Raw genomic sequence first — 18,963 nt, forward strand, 5'->3', positions numbered from 1 at the left:
ATGCAAATGATTGTAGACTCTTTGAGACACAAGGGTAAAATATTTAAAAAGATGCAGGAAATCTCTCCTAAAGAGTTGAGAATAAGAAACAGAATAAAAATTTACAAAGCAACTGATATACGCGGATATTTTTGGGCAATTTTTGCTGTGAGTCAAAAGAGCAGAATATTGATGAAAGATGTGCATAAATTTGAAGAGATTTATGCAAAGCTGACACTCTACTGTGAACACAATTTTAAACACAAGATTTTGTTTATAGATGCACCCTTATGCTCAAAAGCCCAAAAAGCTTTTAAAGAAGCAGGATGGAAAATCCAATAATGCTTTTGTGTGATATAGGCAATACTTCCTATCATTTTTGTAATAAAAACAGAGAATACAAAGAGAGTGTAAAAAGTTTCGACCCCTCATCTGTCAAAGAAAAGGTATATTATATCTGTGTCAATAAAGCCTTACATGTAAAGCTACACTCTTTGTCAAACTGGATAGATTTATCTGAATATATTGATAAAAAAAAATATTATCAAACTATGGGAATAGACAGAATATTTGCAGTAGAAGCAATCAATGAGGGTGTTATTATTGATGCGGGGAGTGCTGTGACTGTTGATGTTGTTAAAAATAACGAGTTTGTGGGCGGTTTTATCTATCCGGGTATTCAGGCAATGCAAAAAACCTATGAGAATATTTCTCCTGCGCTGGCATATTCATTTAACTTTGAGTGTGACTTGGATATAATGCCAAAAAATTCACAAGATGCCATAAGTTACGGATATTTAAAAACACTCTATAGTGAAGTAATGTCCCATAATCTGCCGGTTATTTTGACAGGCGGCGATGCCTTGGAATTTAAAAAGATATTTAGAGATGCAAAAGTCGATGAAAAACTGATTTTCAACTCTATGAAAAAGATTATATTACAGAATGAGGATAGACTATGCTAACAGTTGCACTGCCAAAAGGTCGTATAGCCAAAGAAACTTTGGAAATTTTTGAAACTATTTTTGGTGACAGTTTTAAATTTGATGACAGAAAACTAATTCTAGAGACACCGAAATTTCGTTTTTTACTTGTGCGCAATCAAGACGTGGCAACCTATGTGTACCATCAGGCAGCCGATATTGGGGTTGTCGGGCTTGATACACTGGAAGAGCAGGGGCTTGATGTTGTTCGTCTGCTTGATTTGCGTCGTGGCATCTGTAAAGTGGCGATAGGCATGAGAAAGGGTGAGAAGTTTGATTTGACAAAACCTGAGCTCAAAGTAGCCTCTAAAATGGTCAACATTACAAAGCGTTACTTTGAAGAGAGAGCTGTGAGTGTAGAAATCATAAAACTTTACGGTTCTATAGAACTTGCTCCGTTAATCGGTCTTGCAGATATGATAGTTGATATTGTTGAAACGGGAACAACTATGAAACAAAACGGTTTGGAAGTCGTGCAGGACATTATGACAAGTTCGACCTATCTCATAGCAAACAAGAACAGTTATATTGCCAAAAAAGATGAAGTTTTGGATATTTACGAAAAAATCAATGAAGTGATAAAAGCAGAAAATGACTAATCTTGATCTTTATGCCAAGGCAGAACATCTTTTAGGCATAGAAGAGGCTACAGAAGCACTCTATGATTTATACCGCTCGGAACTGGATGAATACAGTGTAAAAACACTGCTGGATGTCGGATGCGGTCGTGGCGGATTTATGCAGCGAATGAGTAGCGACGGCGTTACATGTAAAGGCATTGATTTGAGTGCCGTAATGGTTGCCGAGTGCAAAGAGCAGGGATTTGACGCCGAGTGCATTGACATAAAAGAGGTTGATGGCAAATTTGATGCCATTGTGAGTATTTTTGATGTTTTAAATTTTATGGATAATGAGACTCTTCTTGCTTTTTTAGAATCGGTTGCGGACAAACTCAATGATGAGGGTGTGTTTATTGCTGATATCAATACGCTTTACGGTTTCAGGGATGTGGCAGAAGGGACGATGAGCAGTGAAAACGAGAAAGAGTTTTTAAGTGTCGATGCCATATTTCAAAACAATGAACTGCATACAAAATTCACACTTTTTGAAAAAAAGGAAGATGGAAGTTATATAAAACACCAGGATACAATTGTGCAGTATTTTCATAAAATACAGATATTTCAAAAACTCTCCAAACTCAAACTTGTGGAAAAACAGACTTTTTCTCTTTATGATACAGAAGACAAAACACTGCTTATCTTTAAAAAAAGAACAGAGTAGTAAAGAATTTGAACCCGGACTTCTGTCCGGGCTGAGAATGGAAAGGATGTAGCAACAGTCGGCACTAAAGTACCGATTCCAAATAAATGCTTAACTTAATGGCATTGATCCTTTAGGATGGGCTGAGAGTGAAAAAATGCAAACTAGGTAGCAAAAGTTTCTCTGTCTGCATGGTATAATAACACTATAAATAAAAAATAAAAGGATTTACCCATGAGTAAACACAAAGCAAAAATAGAAAAAGTATTTGAGCATCCGCTTTCATCTAATATTGATTATAAAAAACTAATACATGCCCTAGAACATTATGGTGCAAAAACAGAGATGACAAAAAATCATCATGTAAAGATATTTTTAAATGACAAAGAGTATGTTATGCCTCTTCCTCATCAAGATACAAATATTTCAAAAGAGGTAGTGGTAGAACTGCGTCATTTTTTAGAGAGTGCAGGGCTGACTCCAGAGAAGCTGTAATCAGCAGAGGGGAGGGGGAAAGAGTATTCTTACTCTTCCTCTTCTTTTGTGTTTTCTTCCTGTACAGGCTTCATAGCAGGGAACAGTAAAACATCTCTTATGCTGTGCTCATTTGTCAGCAACATTACAAGTCTGTCTATTCCTATTCCCTGGCCCGCCGTCGGTGCCATTCCATAGCTGAGCGCTTCAACAAAATCGCTGTCCATTTCATGGGCTTCATCATCTCCGCTCTCTTTTGCAGCCATCTGCCCTTCAAAACGTGCGAGTTGGTCTATTGGGTCATTTAACTCACTGAAGGCATTGGCAATTTCACGGCCTGCTATAAAGAGTTCAAATCTCTCTGTAATTTCAGGATGCGCATCACTTCTTCTTGCAAGTGGAGAAATTTCAACCGGATACTCTGTTATAAAAGTAGGGTCAATAAGTTTTTTCTCAACAAACTCGTCAAAAAGTTCGCCCTGAAGCTGTCCTAAATTCATTCCGGGTTTTACTGTAATACCTTTTTCATTAAGATAAGCAATGATTTTTTCTTTGTCTTTTACAACATCGGCAGGAACGCCGCCAACAGTTGTTAAAGACTCTATAAGAGGAATCTCCTGGAAGTTTGCAAAATTGACTTCCAAATCACCGTAAGGCAAGAGTGTCGGCAGATTTAAATGTTCAAAAAGGTACTGGAAGTACTCTTTTGTGATTTCGATTAAATCTTTGTATGTTTTGTATGCCCAGTAAAACTCTATAGAGGTAAATTCAGGGTTATGCGTTGCATCCATTCCTTCATTTCTAAAGTTACGGTTGATTTCAAAAACGGCTTCAAAACCGCCGACAATCAATCTTTTAAGGTAAAGCTCCGGTGCAATTCTGAGGTATCTGTCAACACCGAGTGCATTATGATGTGTAACAAAAGGTTTGGCATTGGCCCCGCCTGCAATAGGGTGCATCATAGGTGTTTCAACTTCCAAAAAGCCTTTGTCCTCAAAGAAACGGCGTGTCAAAGAGATAACGCGGGAACGGATTTGAAAAGTTTTTCTTACTTCCGCATTCATAATCAGATCAAGATAGCGTTTTCTGTAACGAATCTCTTTGTCCGTAATACCGTGAAACTTTTCAGGAAGCGGTGAGATGGCTTTTGTCAGGAGCTTGAAACTGTCTACATGTAAAGAGAGTTCTCCCTGTCCTGTTACAAAAGGAAAACCGCCGACTTCAATGATGTCTCCGACTTCTATATTTTTTTTAAACATAGTGTTGTAAAAACCCTCAGGAAGATTGTCACGCGTGATGTAAACCTGTAACATACCGCTTTCATCTTCAATCTTTACAAAACTCGCTTTTCCCATGATGCGAAGAAATTTTATTCGCCCGCTTACAATGTAGTGACGCTTTTCGTCACGTTTGTTTTCCATCTCGGCTACATCAGAGTTGACATTCAAATATTTTTCGATAGTTGTATTTCTTTGTGAATCATTCGCATAAGGATTGTATCCTGCATCTTTCAATGCATTTGCTTTTTCTATTCTTTGCTGTATGTATTTATTTTCAAAAATCAATAGTTTTCCTTCTTTCTTAGTTGTTTTCTTTTTCTTGACACTCTTTACAAATGCCATATATCTGCATAGAGTGGTCAGTCATTTTAAATCCGAGTTTTTTTGTGATTACATGTTGGCGTTTCTCTATCTCATCATCCAAAAATTCTGTGATTTTTCCACACTCCGTACAGATGAGATGGTCATGATGTATTTTTACACCAAGTTCGTATTTTTTCCCCTGTGCTCCAAATGAAAGTGAGGTAACAACCTGGGAGTCTTCAAGAAGTGAAAGTGTTCTGTAAACAGTCGCTATACCTGTTTTTAGTTCCGGGTATTTGTTTTGCAGGAGATGATGCAAATCTTCAGGAGTCAGGTGCTCATCCGAATTGTACAGAGTTTCCAATATTACTTCACGCTGAATTGTAAATTTAAGATTATTCTTTTTTAACAATTTTTTAAAATCATTCAGCAGTTCTTCATATTCCATAGTTTTATTGTTGAAGTTGGTAGTTACATGTATCATAATTATTTCTCTTTTATTTGATTTTTAATAGTCTCAATTTGCTGCAAGGCTGCTGCTGAAATGTTGTCTTCTACTTTTTGTTGCAGATCAGCACTGCCCTGTGAAATTGTTGTATTGATATCATTTGATATATCTGTAGGATCTATTTTCATAATATATTTTCCTGTTTCGACTAAAACAGGAAAGAGTATACTTGTTTTGAGCGCAGAATCAAGTGTCGTTCTTATTGCCTTGACATTATAAACCGCATAAGCAATAACTGCGGCAATAAGAAAAAACTTGCTTGAGCCTACGATAAATCCCAAAATTTTGTCTATCGGACCAAGACCGCTTAGAGAGCTTAATTTTTTAAATGCAAATCCTATAAGAACCATTACCAGCCAAAAAAGTGCCAGTGTTGCCAGAAAACCTGTAAAACTTATGGCCGATTCGTTTGAAAATTTAAATATCGTATTACTCAGATACAGCCCGACATTATCACCAAATCTCGATGCTACAAATATACCGCCTATGATACCAATGAGTCCGAAAATTTCTTTAAAAAACCCGTTGAGTATTCCTTTTAAACCCAGGAGCAGAATGATAACTCCTACAATAATGTCAAAATAGTTAAATTCCATTTTTCACTTCCATATGCATTTGATTTTTTCCGTTTTGCTTGGATTTGTACAGTGCCTTGTCAGCTCTGTTTATAAGTGTTTCCGCTGTATCGCCGGGGTAGTACATTGTCGCACCCAGGCTCATTGTTACTTTCAAAGATTTTCCCTGATAAAAGAGTTGATTTGAACTGATAAGCGTTAAAATTCTTTTTGCGATTTTTTGGCAGGTTTTTGCATCTATTCTGTTGAGTATGATTAAGAACTCTTCACCACCGTAACGAAAAACTTTATCACCGTCACGTAATGTCTTTCTTAAAAGTCTGGCAACAAAAATCAGTATTTTATCACCTGCAACATGACCATATTTGTCATTGATATGTTTAAAATCATCTATATCCAGAAGGAGTATGTGCAGTTCATACTCTAACTCTTTTTTTGCACAGAGTTTTTGAAGGTATGCATCAAGTGCCCGTCTGTTGAATATTTTTGTCAAAGAATCCAGGTTTGAGCTCTCTTCAAGTTCTTTTACCTGTGTACTTAACTCTGATATGACCTGATTTGCGCGTTGTACCTCTTTTGCCATGTGATTTTGAATCTCATCAAACTTTTCTTTTATTGAGGGCATATCTATAAGCTGGTTTTCATAGCTGTGAATAGTCTCTTCATGAATTTGAGTCAGTTTTGCAAATTTGTTGTTTGTATGTTGATATGATAAAAGTGTTTTATTTGCAATTTCTTTATAAGTGTTGGTGAATGCCAGTTTTGCATGTTCTACTGAGTCTATATCTCCGTCATTTATATTTTGAATAGTCATCACAGCATCTTGCAAATAGGTAATCACCTGTTCTTTGTTAGGCTCTTGTTGTGTGTCAATATTTTCAAGCAGCTCATGATACATTTGAGTTACTAATGATTTTAAGTCACTTTTTGTCATAAATCTCCAAATAAAAATATTCACAATTATACTAATTTAAGCATAAAAAAAGCTTTTCTCATAGCAATTTTAGCTATTTTTTGATAAAATTCCAAAAACAATAATATATAAGGTCTGATAATGAGCACTTGGAGCCCGTCTAGCTGGAGAGAAAAACCGATATTACAACAACCGACATATCCTGATAAAGCAAAACTTGAAGCTGTTTTAAAAGAGTTGAAAAGCTACCCGCCACTGGTATTTGCAGGAGAAGCACGTTCACTCAAAGAACAGTTGGCCAATGTGTCACAGGGAAAAGCTTTTTTACTGCAAGGCGGTGACTGTGCCGAGAGTTTCAGTGAATTTCATGCAGATAATATTCGTGATACTTTTAAAGCTTTGATGCAAATGGCGGTTGTTATGACCTATGCCGGCGGACTTCCTGTTGTAAAAGTAGGGCGTCTCGGCGGTCAGTTTGCCAAACCGCGTTCTTCTGATACAGAAACAAAAGGGGATATTACCCTTGATTCTTACCGTGGAGATATTATAAACGGTATAGATTTTGATGAAAAGTCCCGTACACCGGATCCTGAACGCATGATAAAAGCCTATAACCAGGCTACGGCTACACAAAATCTGCTCCGTGCTTTTGCATCAGGCGGATTGGCTGACTTGCATCAGGTCAGTAAGTGGAACCTGGATTTTGCCCATAAAAGTGAAGTGGGTGAGAAATACGAAGCATTGGCAGAAGATATAGAAAAATCATTAAAGTTTATGGAAGCCTGTGGCGTAACATCCAGAACATACAGAACATTGCGTGAAACAGACTTTTTCACTTCACATGAAGCACTGCTTTTACCATATGAAGAGGCTTTTACAAGACAAGATTCTCTTACCGGTGACTGGTACAATACTGCAGCGCACATGGTATGGATAGGGGATAGAACACGCCAGCTTGACGGTGCACATGTTGAATATATGAAAGGTATTAAAAACCCTATAGGTATTAAAGCAGGACCTACTATGGACCCGGATGATCTGGTACGGTTGGCTCAGGCGGTAAATCCTGAAAATGAAGCAGGGCGTCTCAATATCATTGTGAGAATGGGTGCAAACAAAGTCGGCGAGCATATGCCTGCATTGATTCGTGCTGTTGAGAGAGAGGGACTCAATGTTGTCTGGTCATGTGACCCTATGCACGGAAATACCATTAAGTCATCAAACAACTATAAAACGCGTCCGGTTGATGCAATTTTGACAGAGATGAAACAGTTCTTTCAGGTGCATAAGGCTGAGGGTACATTTGCCGGCGGAGTTCACTTGGAGATGACAGGAAAAAATGTTACGGAGTGTATCGGTGGTTCATTTACTGTAACAGAAGAAGATTTAAGTTCTCGTTACCATACACATTGTGACCCGCGTCTCAATGCTGACCAGTCATTAGAGTTGGCATTTTTAATCGCTGATTCTTTACAGGATGCGAATAAATAAGGAGCTTTTCCTTAAGTTAAGAGAGTCGGCACTAAAGTACCAATTCGGAGAGAATATGCAGTTTTTCGGGAACCCGTACTTCAGTGCGGGCGAGAGTGGCAGGGAAGTTGAAACAGTCGGCATTAATCCTTTATGGGGTTTGTGTTTTTAAAAATTAAGGGCTGGCTTTTATCATACCTGAAAGATATTCTCTTTTTTTACAGGTATAAATTCTGCTCCGTAGCAGAGCCTTTGCTGCAAACCTCCACGCGCTGTCAAATCAACTACTACACCCAAATTTTTTGTTTCTATGCTACTTGCAATTGTCTCATAAATTTCAAAAGCGATATCTTCGGCTGTAAACTTTTTGTCTCTGAGTGAGGTAAGGTATTTTTTAAAATCACGTAAATCAAAGGTCTCACCACTGCTGGTAAAGTTGATGTAAATACTGCCTCTGTAAGGCTGCCCGCTTTGTGCGAGAAAGAGCAGTTCACGAGACATATACTGTATGTTTGTATTTTCTTTTACATGTAAAGGTGTTAATTGCATATTATCCTACTCTTTGCGGGTTGAGATTTCTGTTGAAAAATCTGTGTTTTTGTAACTCTTTGTATTTGTCTTCCTCTTTTGCATAGCTGAAAGTCGGATGAATGCTGATGTTGCCTCTGGGGTAAAAAAGCCCTATAACTTCAAGATATTTCGGCTGCATGAGTGCAACTAAATCTTTACCTATTTTGTTGACGACATCTTCATGAAATTCACCGCTGTTGATAAAACTGAAAAGGTAGAGTTTGAGTGATTTGCTCTCAACCATTTTCACATCGGGAATATAGTTAATAATGAGCGTGCCAAAATCCGGCTGATTTGTTTTGGGACATAAAGATGTGAATTCATCTGCATTGAGTGTCACCCAGTAGTCCATCTCTGGATGTACATTTTCAAAAGTCTCTAAAAGTTCAGGAGCATATTCATACTTATATTCTGTATGTCCGGCTCCAAGCTGGGCGACTTCTTTTGCTCGTTTTTCTTTATACTCTTTTTCATCCATTGTTAATCTCTTCTTCTTTTTCCTGAATCGTTAAAAGCTCTTCAACTTTTTGCTCATACAACGCTTCTATATCTGCGAGTTCTTTTGCAAGTTTGCTCAGACCTGTCTCTTCATAGCATTTTGGGTCTGAGAGGCAGTTGTTCTTTTCATCTATTTTTGCTTCTAGTTCTGCTATCTCGGCTGGAAGTTTTTCCAAAGCTATTTTTTCTTTAAAAGTAAGTTTGAGTGTTTTTGGTTTGGGCTTTACATGTAAAGGTGTTTTTTGTTCTTTGGTTGCTTCTTTTTCCATATCGCGAAGTTCTTGCACCTCTTTTTCAAGTTCCAAATACTCAGAATACTGCTGATGCGACTCTTCTATGGTTTTGTCAGGCTTAAAGATAAAGAGTTTTTTTGCAATCTTATCGACAAAATATCTGTCATGCGAAACAATGATAACAGCCCCTGCAAAATTTGTCAACTGCTCTTCGAGAATATTAATCGTAGGAATATCCAGATCATTTGTCGGTTCATCCAAAATGAGGATGTCAACATCCTGTGTAAAAAGCAGGGCAAGGGCAACACGGTTTTTTTCTCCGCCACTGAGAACGCCTATTTTTTTGTCTAAAAATTCACGCGGAAAAAGAAAGTTTTTAAGGTAGCCGTATACATGTAAATCACTGCCGCGTACATTGACACGGTCACCACCGTGGGGACAAAAAGTCTCTATGAGGTTTTTGTCGTCATCAAGCATCTCTCTGTGCTGGTCAAAATAGCCTACTTTGAATTCTCCGCGTTTTATCTTGCCGCCTGTCGGCTCTATGCGTCCAAGCAGCGCTTTTAACAGTGTTGATTTTCCACTGCCGTTTGGGCCGACAATGGCGATGACATCTTTTTGCAGTATGCGTGTTGTAAAACTGTGTAACAGCTCTTTGTCACCAAGTTTGAGACTTAAATCTTCTACTTCAAAAAGCATTTTTTGTTTGTTGACGCTTTTGTCACGGTTAAAATGTTTTGCCTCACGTTGGAGTTCTACAGACATTTTTCTAATTTTGGCAGGATTTGTTTTTGCCTCTTCGCGCAGTTGCATCAAACGCTCTTTGCGCCCTTCATTTCGTTTGAGCCTTGCACGCACCCCTCTGGCAAACCACTCATTTTCTCTTTTTAAAATGCCTAAAAGATTGTCATGCTGCTTTTGCAGGGTTCTGAGGTACTCCTCTTTTTGTGTGAGGTAGTCATTGTAGCCGCCTTTGTATTCACGCAAAACGCAGTCTTCGACTTCAACACTTTTTGTCGCAATACGGTCAATGAAATATCGGTCATGCGAGATAAAAACAAGAGTGAATTTTTCTTTGAGAATTAACTCTTCTAAAAATTCAACCATATAAACATCAAGGTGGTTCGTCGGTTCATCAAGCAAAAGCACATCCGGTTTTTGCAGCAGGAGCGAAGCAAGTGCCACACGCCGCTGTTCGCCTCCGCTTAAAAGCATAACAGGTTTATGCTCATAGGCTTTGAGCTGAAAATGCTGAATGATGCGTTCTATTTTATCATCCAGATTCCAGGCATTATGGTGCTCGATATAGCGTGAGAGTTTTTCATACTCTTCCAGGAGCAGTTTGTTTTCAAAATCTTCACTTAAAAGCAGTGAGAGTTCATTGTATCGCTCTTTTGCGGCATTGAGCTCTTGAAGACCTGCTTCTACAGCTTGGCGGACACTGTGTCCTTCTTCAAATGCCGGACGCTGATCGAGCATTTTGATTTCCAAATCATTTTTGATGATACGTTTTCCGCCATCAGGGGAGAGTGTCCCGTTGAGTATTTTCATCAAAGTTGACTTGCCACTGCCGTTTTTTCCGATGATGACTATACGCTCGCCTGCATCCACATGAAAGTCAACCTCAGTGAGAATTTTTTGTGCCGAATAGTGTTTGCTGATTTTTTGTAGATCAATTAATGCCATAATGTAGTTTACTTTTTAAAGAGATAATAGCATTTTGGTCATTAATAAGGGCTTATTTATTTTAATAGATTATAATCTTAGCATAGGAGCAGAATCATGTTACAGGTAATAGCCGAAATAAGAAAAAATGAACATCAGTATATGGAAGTTCTCAAAGAAGAAGGCAAGGAGTTTTTTTACAGAAAAGAGCGATATGGTACTGAGTTTTCCTTTATTGCTATATATTGTGAATGTAAAATTGCAATAGACTTTAACGAATTAAAAAAGAGATTAAGAAGTACTGACAAATTGATAACCCTCAATGATAAACTGCACTGTATCATTCTCGATTCTGTTGATGAAGAACATTATATTAAAGTGGCTGAAAATATAAACTACAATCTTTTGCACTTAAATACGAACAATGATTATTATCTTGGCACGGTACATTCCAAAGAGTATGAGGTAAAAGAGTGTTCAAATATGATATATGAACTGCTCTGCAGATTGGAAGATGCTTTAGAGAATAATTTAAAAAATATTGTTGTATATCAAGACTTCGTTATTTAAATTATAATATTATACGAACTCATTTAAACCCGAATTATGCAATAGAAAACAATAAGTAGGTTTTATGCTTGTGCCTTGGGTGCAATGATAGCGACTTTCTTAAGTTTTCTATTGCATAATCCGGGTTAAAGGATTTTATTTGGGTTTATTTATACATATTCATCTTATTGCTGCCATTGCCTGGATAGGCGGTTCTATATTTATGTTTATTTTAGGTGTTACACTGCTTGATAAAGAAAAACAACAACAGGTTTACCCGGTAATAGGGCCTATTTTCGGTTACTTTGAATTGGTTTCCATTGTTGTTTTACTGTTGACCGGTACTGTGATGATTGTTGATAATGGTTTGTACCATATGCTTTTGACGCATGATGATAATATTATCGTCCAGGAGTTACGCAAAAAACTCATAATTGTAGCTGTTATAATCGTGGCAACAATAGTTCATTTTTTTATTGCATTTCGCACAAACGGGAAAGAGCGAACAAAAATACAAAATATTTTGTCACGCGGAACTTCACTGCTCATATTTTTTTTAAATCTTTTTGTTCTGCATTATGCAATTATGATTCGCGCGATGCTTTAAGGACATAACTTTTTTGCCGTAAACCATTTGGCTATCCCTTCATCATTATAGTGATATTCTCTTTGAGAGAGGGGAATGACACTGTTTCTCATTTTAGCTCTTACAATGCCAACAACTATAAATGTAATCAACAAAGTAGCTCCTGCTATAAAATAATCATACATGTACCAGGCGATAAGGGCAGCCAATACTGGAGTAAACTGCAATAAAAATTTCAGTAAAAAAGCGATGATTTGACATTTTTTTGTCTTTAGAACAGGAGTAGGTTCTATTAAATCTATATAATCATTTTTCATTCAAACATTATAGCAAAATAAAAATATTATAAACTTGAGCTAAATTGACTAAAGAATATTGATAAAACTTGCAACTATTAACTTTTTTTGGTAAAATACTGTCAAATTTTAAAAAAGGATTACTATTATGGCTAAACATCAATTTCAAACAGAAGCAAATCAAATTTTACAACTTATGATTCATTCACTTTACTCCAACAAGGAGATTTTCCTTCGTGAACTTATTTCCAATGCATCGGATGCACTTGACAAACTCAATATGCTCGTTTTAACAAATGAAGCATACAAGGGCATCAAGTTTGATCCGAGAATAGATATCAAAAGAGACAAAGAGAAAAAAACATTGACTGTTTCAGATACCGGAATCGGTATGAATGAAGTAGATCTTTTGAATAATCTCGGAACAATTGCAAAATCAGGAACAAAGGCATTCTTGGAGAACCTGACAGGGGATCAAAAAGTAGATTCTAACCTGATTGGTCAGTTTGGTGTCGGTTTTTATGCTGCATTTATGGTGGCTGACACAGTTGAGGTCATCACGAAAAAAGCAGGAGAAGATCAGGCTTACAAATGGACGAGTACCGGAAACGGTGAATTTGAAGTAGAAGCAGCAACAAAAGAGGGACACGGAACAGAAATTATTCTTCACTTAAAAGAGGGTGAAGAAGAGTTTTTGGAAGAGTATCGCATAGAGGCTATTGTCAAAAAATACTCCAACCATATTCCGTTCCCGATTTTTATGGACAAAGAGAAGCATATTCCGGCTGTTACTGATGATGAGGGCAAAGAGACAGAGCCTGCACGCACTGAAATAGAAAATGTACAAATTAACTCTGCAAATGCACTCTGGACGATTTCTAAAAATGAATTAAAAGATGAAGATTATAAAGCTTTTTATGAAACACTTGCACATTCAAACGAAGAACCGCTAAAATGGATGCATCATAAAGCAGAAGGGGCTATAGAATACACGACACTCTTTTACATCCCAAGCAAGGCACCGATGGATATTTACAGAGTTGATTATCAGCCTGGTATCAAACTCTATATTAACCGTGTCTTTATTACAGATGATGACAAAGAACTGATGCCTACATACTTGCGTTTTTTACGCGGTGTGATTGATTCAAAAGATTTACCGTTAAATGTAAGTCGTGAAATTTTACAGTCAAATCCAGTGATGGCAAAAATCAAAAATGCTTCGGTGAAAAAAGTGCTTTCCGAGCTTGCAAAAATGATGAAAAAAGAGCCTGAAAAATATGACACATTCTATAAAGAGTTTGGAAATGTACTCAAAGAGGGACTCTATAATGACTTTGCAAATCGCGAAAAAATCTTAGAGTTGTTAAAATTTCACACACTCAATTCTGATGAAATGACAACTATAGAAGAGTTTGTCAAAAATGTGGATGAGGAAAAGAAAGAGATTTATTATCTTGCAAACAAAGGCTCTGTTGACATGCTTAAGCACTCTCCAGTCTTAGAGAAGTTTAAAGCACGCGGTATAGATGTATTGCTTCTCAATGAAGAGGTAGATACTATTATATTCCCGATGGTGACAGAATATAAAGAGTATAAACTTATTCCTGCATCAGATGCAAAATTTGAAGAGAGTGAAGAAGAGAAAAAGGCAAAAGAAGAACTTGAAAAAGAGTTTGAAGGCCTTGCAAAAGAGTTTAAAGAGACACTGGGTGAAGCTATAAAAGAAGTTGAAGTGACAACGGAGTTGACAGAATCTCCTGTTGCTCTGAAAATCGACAAAGAAGATCCTTCTTACATGATGGCACAGATGATGAAACAGATGGGTCAGGGCGGTGAAGTACCTGAGCCAGCACCAATTTTACAAATCAATCCTAAGCATGAACTGATTGCAAAATTAAAAGATTCTAGTGATCAGAATCTGATTGAAGATGCAGCGCATGTCTTGTTTGATCAGGCAAAACTCTTTGATGGCAGAGAACTTGATGATACTGCAGATTTTGCAATGAGACTCAACAGAATTATAGCAAAAGCATTATAACTTTTTTGGATGAGTGCAATCGTAGCACTCCTCCAAACTCTCTTCTTTTATTTTTATTTTTTATCTGTTTCACACAAATTATATGATATCTTATGATTATGTTAAAAAAATTAAAATTCTTTTTAAAACCATCGGACAGACAATCTGTTGATCAACTGCTGCATGAAGCCAAACGGGTATGCACTTTACTGGGAAGAGGTGTGTTGCGTGATCTGGAAATTGACGGTTACCGGTATGATATTTCGATTGCCGTACGCGAATTAGGATTAGACACAGAGCTGGTTTCCCAACTGGTTGATGATTATGTTGCTCAGGTCATTAAGGCAATTGTGCAGTTTGAGAGTTATTTGGCGGCACTTCAGGATTCACAGGACAATCATGACAATTTGGATTACACCCCATTGAGAGAGTTGGCACATAAAAATCTCGGTGTTGCAAGAAATTTACGCATAAAAGATGCAGAAATACTTCTTTATGAGTTAATGAAAAAAGACAACCTGGACTATTTACTTGCCTGTTTGGAGGCTTTAAAGGTTTGTGCCATCAAACTGAGTCCAAAGTGTGCTTATGATACACTTAAGCTTATTGAAGTGAAAAGTTCTTTGTAAATAAACAGTTATCTGTTTTTTAAGGAATGAGAAATCTGTTCAAGTTTTCCTTTTGGTTTGATAGATATTTTTTCTTCTTTTTTGTGTATAGGAAGAGCAAATGCCAAAAGTATAAATATAAATGAGAAAACAATTGCGCTTAAAGTAGTAAGGACAAGTTTAAGCTTAAAATCTTTCATACTGTTCCTTTAGGAGTTCTCTTTTTGCTCATTTGTCATATAAATCCAAAACTCTTTATGTGTATATCCTTTGTTGAGAAAAAAGAGCTGTAAAATTGTAACTCTGTAAAGAGTAACGAGCATTTTTGCATAAGGAATAAAAAGACTTAAGCGTATGAGTAATGGCTGTTCTTTGTCACCTTTGGATTCTATCATCTCTTTCATGCCGATATTGTTACTTAAATATACTCCAAACATAATTGAAAATACAAAATTCAAGATAAGACCAAAAATCACATAGGCCATAAAGTTCTGCTCGTACATACCTGCTATCATCTGAAAAACATCCTAATATTTTATCTGTTAAAACATTTTAGCTAAAAATTATTAGTGTTTAGTTTAAGTGATGAAATTAAGTCACCAAAAAGTAACAATTGCGCAGTAATTTAAAAATAAAGTTTTTTCAACAACTTTATTTAAACATCTTTATACTATACTAAGCCCACAAATTATGAATAAAGGGTAATTTTATGGAAGCAAACCTCATTATGGAGGGAGTTAAATTTATGTTTTTAGGAATGGGAACAGTGTTCGTGTTTCTAATTATAATGATTTTTTCAGTCAATCTGATGTCATTGATAATACATAAGTTTTTTCCTGAACCACAGGCAGCTGAAGAGACTGTTTCTGGGAATGCAACACAGCAACAACAAGACAAAAAAAAGATAATTGCAGCGATAACAGCTGCAATTGCACACCATAAACAAGGTTAAGGATTATAATGGCTAAGAAATTTATAGATGTAATGGATACAACTTTCAGGGATGGTTTCCAGTCAGTATTTGGCGGACGTGTATTGATGGAAGATTTTTTTCCGGCAGTAGAGGCCGCAAAAATGGCAGGTATCAACCACTTTGAATTTGGCGGGGGAGCAAGATTTCAATCATTATACTTTTATTTGAGAGAAGATGCATTTGAAATGATGGACAGGTTCCGTAAAGTTGTAGGTCCGGATGCAAATCTGCAGACACTTGCTCGGGGAGTAAATACTGTAATGCTCGATACCGGTTCAAAAGAACTGATAGACCTGCATGCAAAAATGTTTAAAAAACACGGAACAACGACAATCCGTAACTTTGATGCACTGAATGATGTGGAAAACCTGAAGTATTCAGCGGAAAGAATCAAACATCACGGCTTGAAACATGAAGCGGTTGTAACTATGATGGACTTGCCACCGGGGTGCCACGGTGCCCATAATGTTGAGTTTTATGAAAAAACACTTCGTGATATTATGGATAGCGGTCTTCCGTTTGACAGTATCTGTTTTAAAGATGCAAGCGGGACATCAAATCCTCAAAAAGTTTTTGAGACCATTACAATGGCAAGAAAACTTTTAGGGGATGACACACACATACGTCTGCATACACACGAGACTGCCGGTGTTTCTGTAGCGGCCTACATGGCTGCTCTTGAAGCGGGTGTTGACGGTATAGATATGGCGGCTTCTCCTGTGAGCGGTGGAACATCTCAGCCTGATATTTTGACAATGCTTCATGCGACAAAAGGAATGAATTACGACCTTGGCGGACTTGAACTTGGTAAAATTCTTACTTATGAAAAAGAGCTACAGTCATGCCTTAGTGACTATTTTATGCCGCCTGAAGCGACAATGGTTTCTCCTATTATTCCATTTTCGCCAATGCCTGGCGGTGCTTTGACTGCAAATACACAAATGATGCGTGATAACGGCATCATGGATAAATTTCCGGATGTAATTGCTGCAATGCAGGAAGTTGTAGAAAAAGGCGGTTACGGGACTTCTGTGACACCGGTTTCTCAGTTTTATTTTCAGCAGGCACTTAACAATGTAATGCAGGGGCCATGGAAAGCTATTGCTCCCGGTTATGGAAAAATGGTTTTAGGATACTTCGGAAAAACTCCGGTTGAACCGGATCCGGAGATTGTTAAAATTGCTTCAGAGCAGTTAAAACTTGAGCCGACAACAAAAAAAGCGCTTGATTTGGCAGATGCAGATCCTGCAAAATCTTTAGAGAGTTGGATTAACAGGCTTAAAGAAGAAGGTATAGAAATAACAGAAGAAAATATTTTTATAGCGGCTGCATGTCAGGAAAAAGGAATCACTTTCCTTAAAGGTGAAGGTGAATTAAACGTTCGTAAAATATCAGAAATGAAAAAAGAAACAGAAAAAGATTGTGAAGGAAGTTCAATGGGTAGCGGAAATTATACAGTAGTAGTAGATGGCCAAAAGTTTAGTGTTCAGGTAGCAGAGGGTGATGCGGATATTCAGGTAACAGCAGTCAATGGTGAGAGTGCTGCTCCATCAACAACTTCGGCAGCACCTGCTGTGTCAGGGAATGATGTAGAAATCAAAGCACTTCTTCCGGGTAATGTTTGGAAAATTGTTGCAAATCCGGGTCAAAGTGTTAACGAAGGTGACGTAATCATGATTTTAGAATCTATGAAAATGGAAATAGATGTTGTGGCACCTCGCGGTGGTGTTATTAAGTCTATTAATGTAGCTACAAACGATAAAGTTGTAGAAGGTCAAGTCGTAGCAGTATTAGGATAAGCGAATGAAAAAAATTGTACTTAAGTTTTTAGCTCTTATAATGCTCTTTGCATTCTCAAATGCAATGGCATCAGAGCATGCAACCGTTGCTCAAGAAGCACAATCAACACATAAAGAAGAAAACTATCATTCAAAACCGATGGGTGAAATGATAGTAAATTTTCTCAAATCAACAGGAGTTGTCGCTCTAGTAAATCCAAGAGATGATGAGATGAGTGCAACAGGAAAAAAGATGAGTAATTTTCATAAAGGCCTGGGCCGTGTAATTATGATTCTTATCGTCTTCCTGCTTTTTTATCTTGGAATTGCAAAAGGGTTTGAACCATTGTTGCTCTTGCCAATTGCCTTTGGCGGATTGCTGGCAAATATTCCTGTTGCCGGTATTGCAGGAGAGCATGGTTTCCTTGGTGTAATTTACAATATGGGACTTTCAAATGAGCTTTTTCCTATTATCATCTTTATGGGTGTCGGGGCAATGACTGATTTTGGTCCACTGCTCTCGAACCCTAAAACAGCACTGCTTGGAGGTGCGGCTCAGTTTGGTATATTTGGAACACTTGTTGGAGCGGTTGCTCTTGCGCATTACGGTTTTGTTGACTTTACTCTGCAGCAGGCTTCTGCAATTTCGATTATCGGTGGAGCGGATGGTCCTACATCTATCTTTATCGCAACAAAACTTGCTCCGGAACTGTTGGGGGCAATTGCGGTTGCCTCATACAGTTATATGGCAATGGTACCGATTATCCAGCCTCCTATTATGAAAGCACTGACAAGCGAAAAAGAGAGAAAGATTAAAATGACAACATTGCGTCATGTTTCTCGTCTGGAAAAACTTGTTTTCCCGATACTTGTCTTAATGCTGGCAATTTTGGTTTTACCGGAATCTACACCGCTTATCGGTGCATTTATGTTTGGTAATTTCTTAAAAGAATCAGGTGTTGTTGAGCGTTTGAATGATACATTGCAAAATGCCCTTATCAACATTACAACTATTTTCTTAGGATTAGGTGTCGGTTCGAAGCTTGCAGCTGATCAGTTCCTTGTACCTGAGACTCTGTTTATTATGGTTTTAGGAATTATTGCATTTTCTGTAGGAACTGCAGCAGGTGTATTGATGGCGAAATTTATGAATCTTTTCCCTGGTCACAAGATTAACCCGCTCATCGGTTCGGCAGGTGTTTCTGCTGTTCCGATGGCAGCACGTGTGTCAAATAAAGTCGGTATGGAATATGACCGTACAAATATGCTTTTAATGCATGCGATGGGTCCAAACGTGGCGGGAGTCATAGGTTCAGCCGTAGCAGCAGGTGTATTGATCTCTTTATTCCAATAATAATTAATCGGCAGGAAATTCAAAGCACCCCATTTACGCTTTAGCGACAGGGGTGTCGGCATTTAGTGCCAGAAGCGACGCAATTGTG

23 protein-coding genes are annotated in these 18,963 nt (G+C 37.6%); 13 read left to right on the top strand and 10 right to left on the bottom strand.

Going from position 1 to position 18,963, the window contains the following annotated elements; translation table 11 throughout:
* The 5 genes from LCX93_RS04645 (at position 1) to LCX93_RS04665 (ending at position 2,717) form a co-directional block, all read left to right on the top strand.
* Complete coding sequence (locus tag LCX93_RS04645) at positions 1–321, top strand: hypothetical protein (protein ID WP_193151589.1); 321 nt, start codon at positions 1–3, stop codon at positions 319–321.
* Positions 306–944 (top strand): type III pantothenate kinase, encoded by a 639-nt coding sequence (locus LCX93_RS04650; RefSeq protein ID WP_226068970.1) that lies wholly within the window; start codon positions 306–308, stop codon positions 942–944. Before LCX93_RS04645 ends, LCX93_RS04650 begins: the two co-directional genes overlap by 16 nt.
* Entirely contained in the window at positions 938–1,561 is a 624-nt protein-coding gene (gene hisG, locus LCX93_RS04655; RefSeq protein WP_193151590.1) for an ATP phosphoribosyltransferase, read from the top strand. Before LCX93_RS04650 ends, hisG begins: the two co-directional genes overlap by 7 nt.
* Positions 1,554–2,243, top strand: a complete 690-nt coding sequence (locus tag LCX93_RS04660; RefSeq protein WP_226068972.1) for an SAM-dependent methyltransferase — start codon at positions 1,554–1,556, stop codon at positions 2,241–2,243. Before hisG ends, LCX93_RS04660 begins: the two co-directional genes overlap by 8 nt.
* A 213-nt stretch (positions 2,244–2,456) precedes the next feature.
* Positions 2,457–2,717 carry a hypothetical protein gene (locus LCX93_RS04665; RefSeq protein ID WP_226068974.1) on the top strand — a complete coding sequence of 87 codons (261 nt, stop codon included), beginning with the start codon at positions 2,457–2,459 and terminating at the stop codon, positions 2,715–2,717.
* Positions 2,718–2,746: 29 nt separating this feature from the next.
* Here the strand turns inward: LCX93_RS04665 and lysS are convergent, their stop codons facing one another.
* Genes lysS through LCX93_RS04685 form a run of 4 tightly spaced genes read right to left on the bottom strand, consistent with a single transcriptional unit; the run spans position 2,747 to position 6,296 of the window.
* Positions 2,747–4,261 carry a lysine--tRNA ligase gene (gene lysS, locus LCX93_RS04670; RefSeq protein WP_226068975.1) on the bottom strand — a complete coding sequence of 505 codons (1,515 nt, stop codon included), beginning with the start codon at positions 4,259–4,261 and terminating at the stop codon, positions 2,747–2,749.
* Between the two features lie 16 nt (positions 4,262–4,277).
* Complete coding sequence (locus tag LCX93_RS04675; RefSeq protein ID WP_226068976.1) at positions 4,278–4,763, bottom strand: Fur family transcriptional regulator; 486 nt, start codon at positions 4,761–4,763, stop codon at positions 4,278–4,280.
* 2 nt (positions 4,764–4,765) lie between these two features.
* Positions 4,766–5,383, bottom strand: a complete 618-nt coding sequence (locus tag LCX93_RS04680; protein ID WP_226068978.1) for a CvpA family protein — start codon at positions 5,381–5,383, stop codon at positions 4,766–4,768.
* Positions 5,373–6,296 carry a GGDEF domain-containing protein gene (locus tag LCX93_RS04685; protein ID WP_226068980.1) on the bottom strand — a complete coding sequence of 308 codons (924 nt, stop codon included), beginning with the start codon at positions 6,294–6,296 and terminating at the stop codon, positions 5,373–5,375. The genes LCX93_RS04680 and LCX93_RS04685 overlap by 11 nt, the downstream gene beginning before the upstream one ends.
* A gap of 120 nt (positions 6,297–6,416) precedes the next feature.
* On the opposite strand from LCX93_RS04685, the gene LCX93_RS04690 reads away from it, so the two are divergent.
* Positions 6,417–7,766 carry a class II 3-deoxy-7-phosphoheptulonate synthase gene (locus LCX93_RS04690; protein ID WP_226068982.1) on the top strand — a complete coding sequence of 450 codons (1,350 nt, stop codon included), beginning with the start codon at positions 6,417–6,419 and terminating at the stop codon, positions 7,764–7,766.
* Positions 7,767–7,937: 171 nt separating this feature from the next.
* Here LCX93_RS04690 and LCX93_RS04695 read toward each other — a convergent pair whose 3' ends face one another.
* Genes LCX93_RS04695 through abc-f form a run of 3 tightly spaced genes read right to left on the bottom strand, consistent with a single transcriptional unit; the run spans position 7,938 to position 10,732 of the window.
* Complete coding sequence (locus LCX93_RS04695; RefSeq protein ID WP_226068984.1) at positions 7,938–8,294, bottom strand: hypothetical protein; 357 nt, start codon at positions 8,292–8,294, stop codon at positions 7,938–7,940.
* 1 nt (position 8,295) lies between these two features.
* Positions 8,296–8,793 (bottom strand): preQ(1) synthase, encoded by a 498-nt coding sequence (gene queF, locus LCX93_RS04700; RefSeq protein WP_226068985.1) that lies wholly within the window; start codon positions 8,791–8,793, stop codon positions 8,296–8,298.
* Complete coding sequence (gene abc-f, locus LCX93_RS04705; RefSeq protein ID WP_226068987.1) at positions 8,786–10,732, bottom strand: ribosomal protection-like ABC-F family protein; 1,947 nt, start codon at positions 10,730–10,732, stop codon at positions 8,786–8,788. The genes queF and abc-f overlap by 8 nt, the downstream gene beginning before the upstream one ends.
* Before the next feature lie 96 nt (positions 10,733–10,828).
* Between abc-f and LCX93_RS04710 the strand changes: the two genes are divergently transcribed.
* Positions 10,829–11,281: a hypothetical protein gene (locus tag LCX93_RS04710; RefSeq protein WP_226068988.1), complete on the top strand. Its 453-nt coding sequence runs from the start codon at positions 10,829–10,831 to the stop codon at positions 11,279–11,281.
* A 139-nt stretch (positions 11,282–11,420) separates the two neighbouring features.
* Positions 11,421–11,867, top strand: a complete 447-nt coding sequence (locus LCX93_RS04715; protein WP_151900623.1) for a hypothetical protein — start codon at positions 11,421–11,423, stop codon at positions 11,865–11,867.
* On the opposite strand, the gene LCX93_RS04720 is transcribed toward LCX93_RS04715, so the two are convergent.
* A complete protein-coding gene (locus LCX93_RS04720) occupies positions 11,864–12,163 on the bottom strand; it encodes a hypothetical protein (protein ID WP_226068989.1) in 300 nt (99 codons plus the stop codon). The two genes, LCX93_RS04715 and LCX93_RS04720, sit on opposite strands and share 4 nt — an antisense overlap.
* Before the next feature lie 127 nt (positions 12,164–12,290).
* Here LCX93_RS04720 and htpG point away from each other — a divergent pair, with 127 nt between their 5' ends.
* Together htpG and LCX93_RS04730 are read left to right on the top strand one after the other, a co-directional pair.
* Positions 12,291–14,183 (top strand): molecular chaperone HtpG, encoded by a 1,893-nt coding sequence (gene htpG / locus LCX93_RS04725; RefSeq protein WP_226068990.1) that lies wholly within the window; start codon positions 12,291–12,293, stop codon positions 14,181–14,183.
* 98 nt (positions 14,184–14,281) lie between these two features.
* Complete coding sequence (locus tag LCX93_RS04730; protein WP_226068991.1) at positions 14,282–14,791, top strand: hypothetical protein; 510 nt, start codon at positions 14,282–14,284, stop codon at positions 14,789–14,791.
* Between the two features lie 8 nt (positions 14,792–14,799).
* Here the strand turns inward: LCX93_RS04730 and LCX93_RS04735 are convergent, their stop codons facing one another.
* Together LCX93_RS04735 and LCX93_RS04740 are read right to left on the bottom strand one after the other, a co-directional pair.
* Positions 14,800–14,970: a hypothetical protein gene (locus LCX93_RS04735; RefSeq protein ID WP_226068992.1), complete on the bottom strand. Its 171-nt coding sequence runs from the start codon at positions 14,968–14,970 to the stop codon at positions 14,800–14,802.
* A 9-nt stretch (positions 14,971–14,979) separates the two neighbouring features.
* Positions 14,980–15,285, bottom strand: coding sequence for a hypothetical protein (locus tag LCX93_RS04740; protein WP_193151605.1), 306 nt, complete (start codon positions 15,283–15,285; stop codon positions 14,980–14,982).
* A 194-nt stretch (positions 15,286–15,479) separates the two neighbouring features.
* Here LCX93_RS04740 and LCX93_RS04745 point away from each other — a divergent pair, with 194 nt between their 5' ends.
* The 3 genes from LCX93_RS04745 to LCX93_RS04755 are packed head-to-tail and all read left to right on the top strand — an operon-like array spanning position 15,480 to position 18,875.
* Positions 15,480–15,722 carry an OadG family protein gene (locus LCX93_RS04745; protein ID WP_226068993.1) on the top strand — a complete coding sequence of 81 codons (243 nt, stop codon included), beginning with the start codon at positions 15,480–15,482 and terminating at the stop codon, positions 15,720–15,722.
* An 8-nt stretch (positions 15,723–15,730) separates the two neighbouring features.
* The gene (locus LCX93_RS04750; protein WP_226068994.1) at positions 15,731–17,542 is read left to right on the top strand and encodes a biotin/lipoyl-containing protein; all 1,812 of its coding nucleotides are present in this window, start codon (positions 15,731–15,733) and stop codon (positions 17,540–17,542) included.
* 4 nt (positions 17,543–17,546) lie between these two features.
* Positions 17,547–18,875 carry a sodium ion-translocating decarboxylase subunit beta gene (locus LCX93_RS04755; RefSeq protein ID WP_226068996.1) on the top strand — a complete coding sequence of 443 codons (1,329 nt, stop codon included), beginning with the start codon at positions 17,547–17,549 and terminating at the stop codon, positions 18,873–18,875.
* Positions 18,876–18,963 lie beyond the last annotated feature (88 nt).

Origin of the sequence: Sulfurimonas sp. SWIR-19 (assembly GCF_020410885.1) — a bacterium.
Taxonomy (GTDB): Bacteria; Campylobacterota; Campylobacteria; order Campylobacterales; family Sulfurimonadaceae; genus Sulfurimonas; species Sulfurimonas sediminis.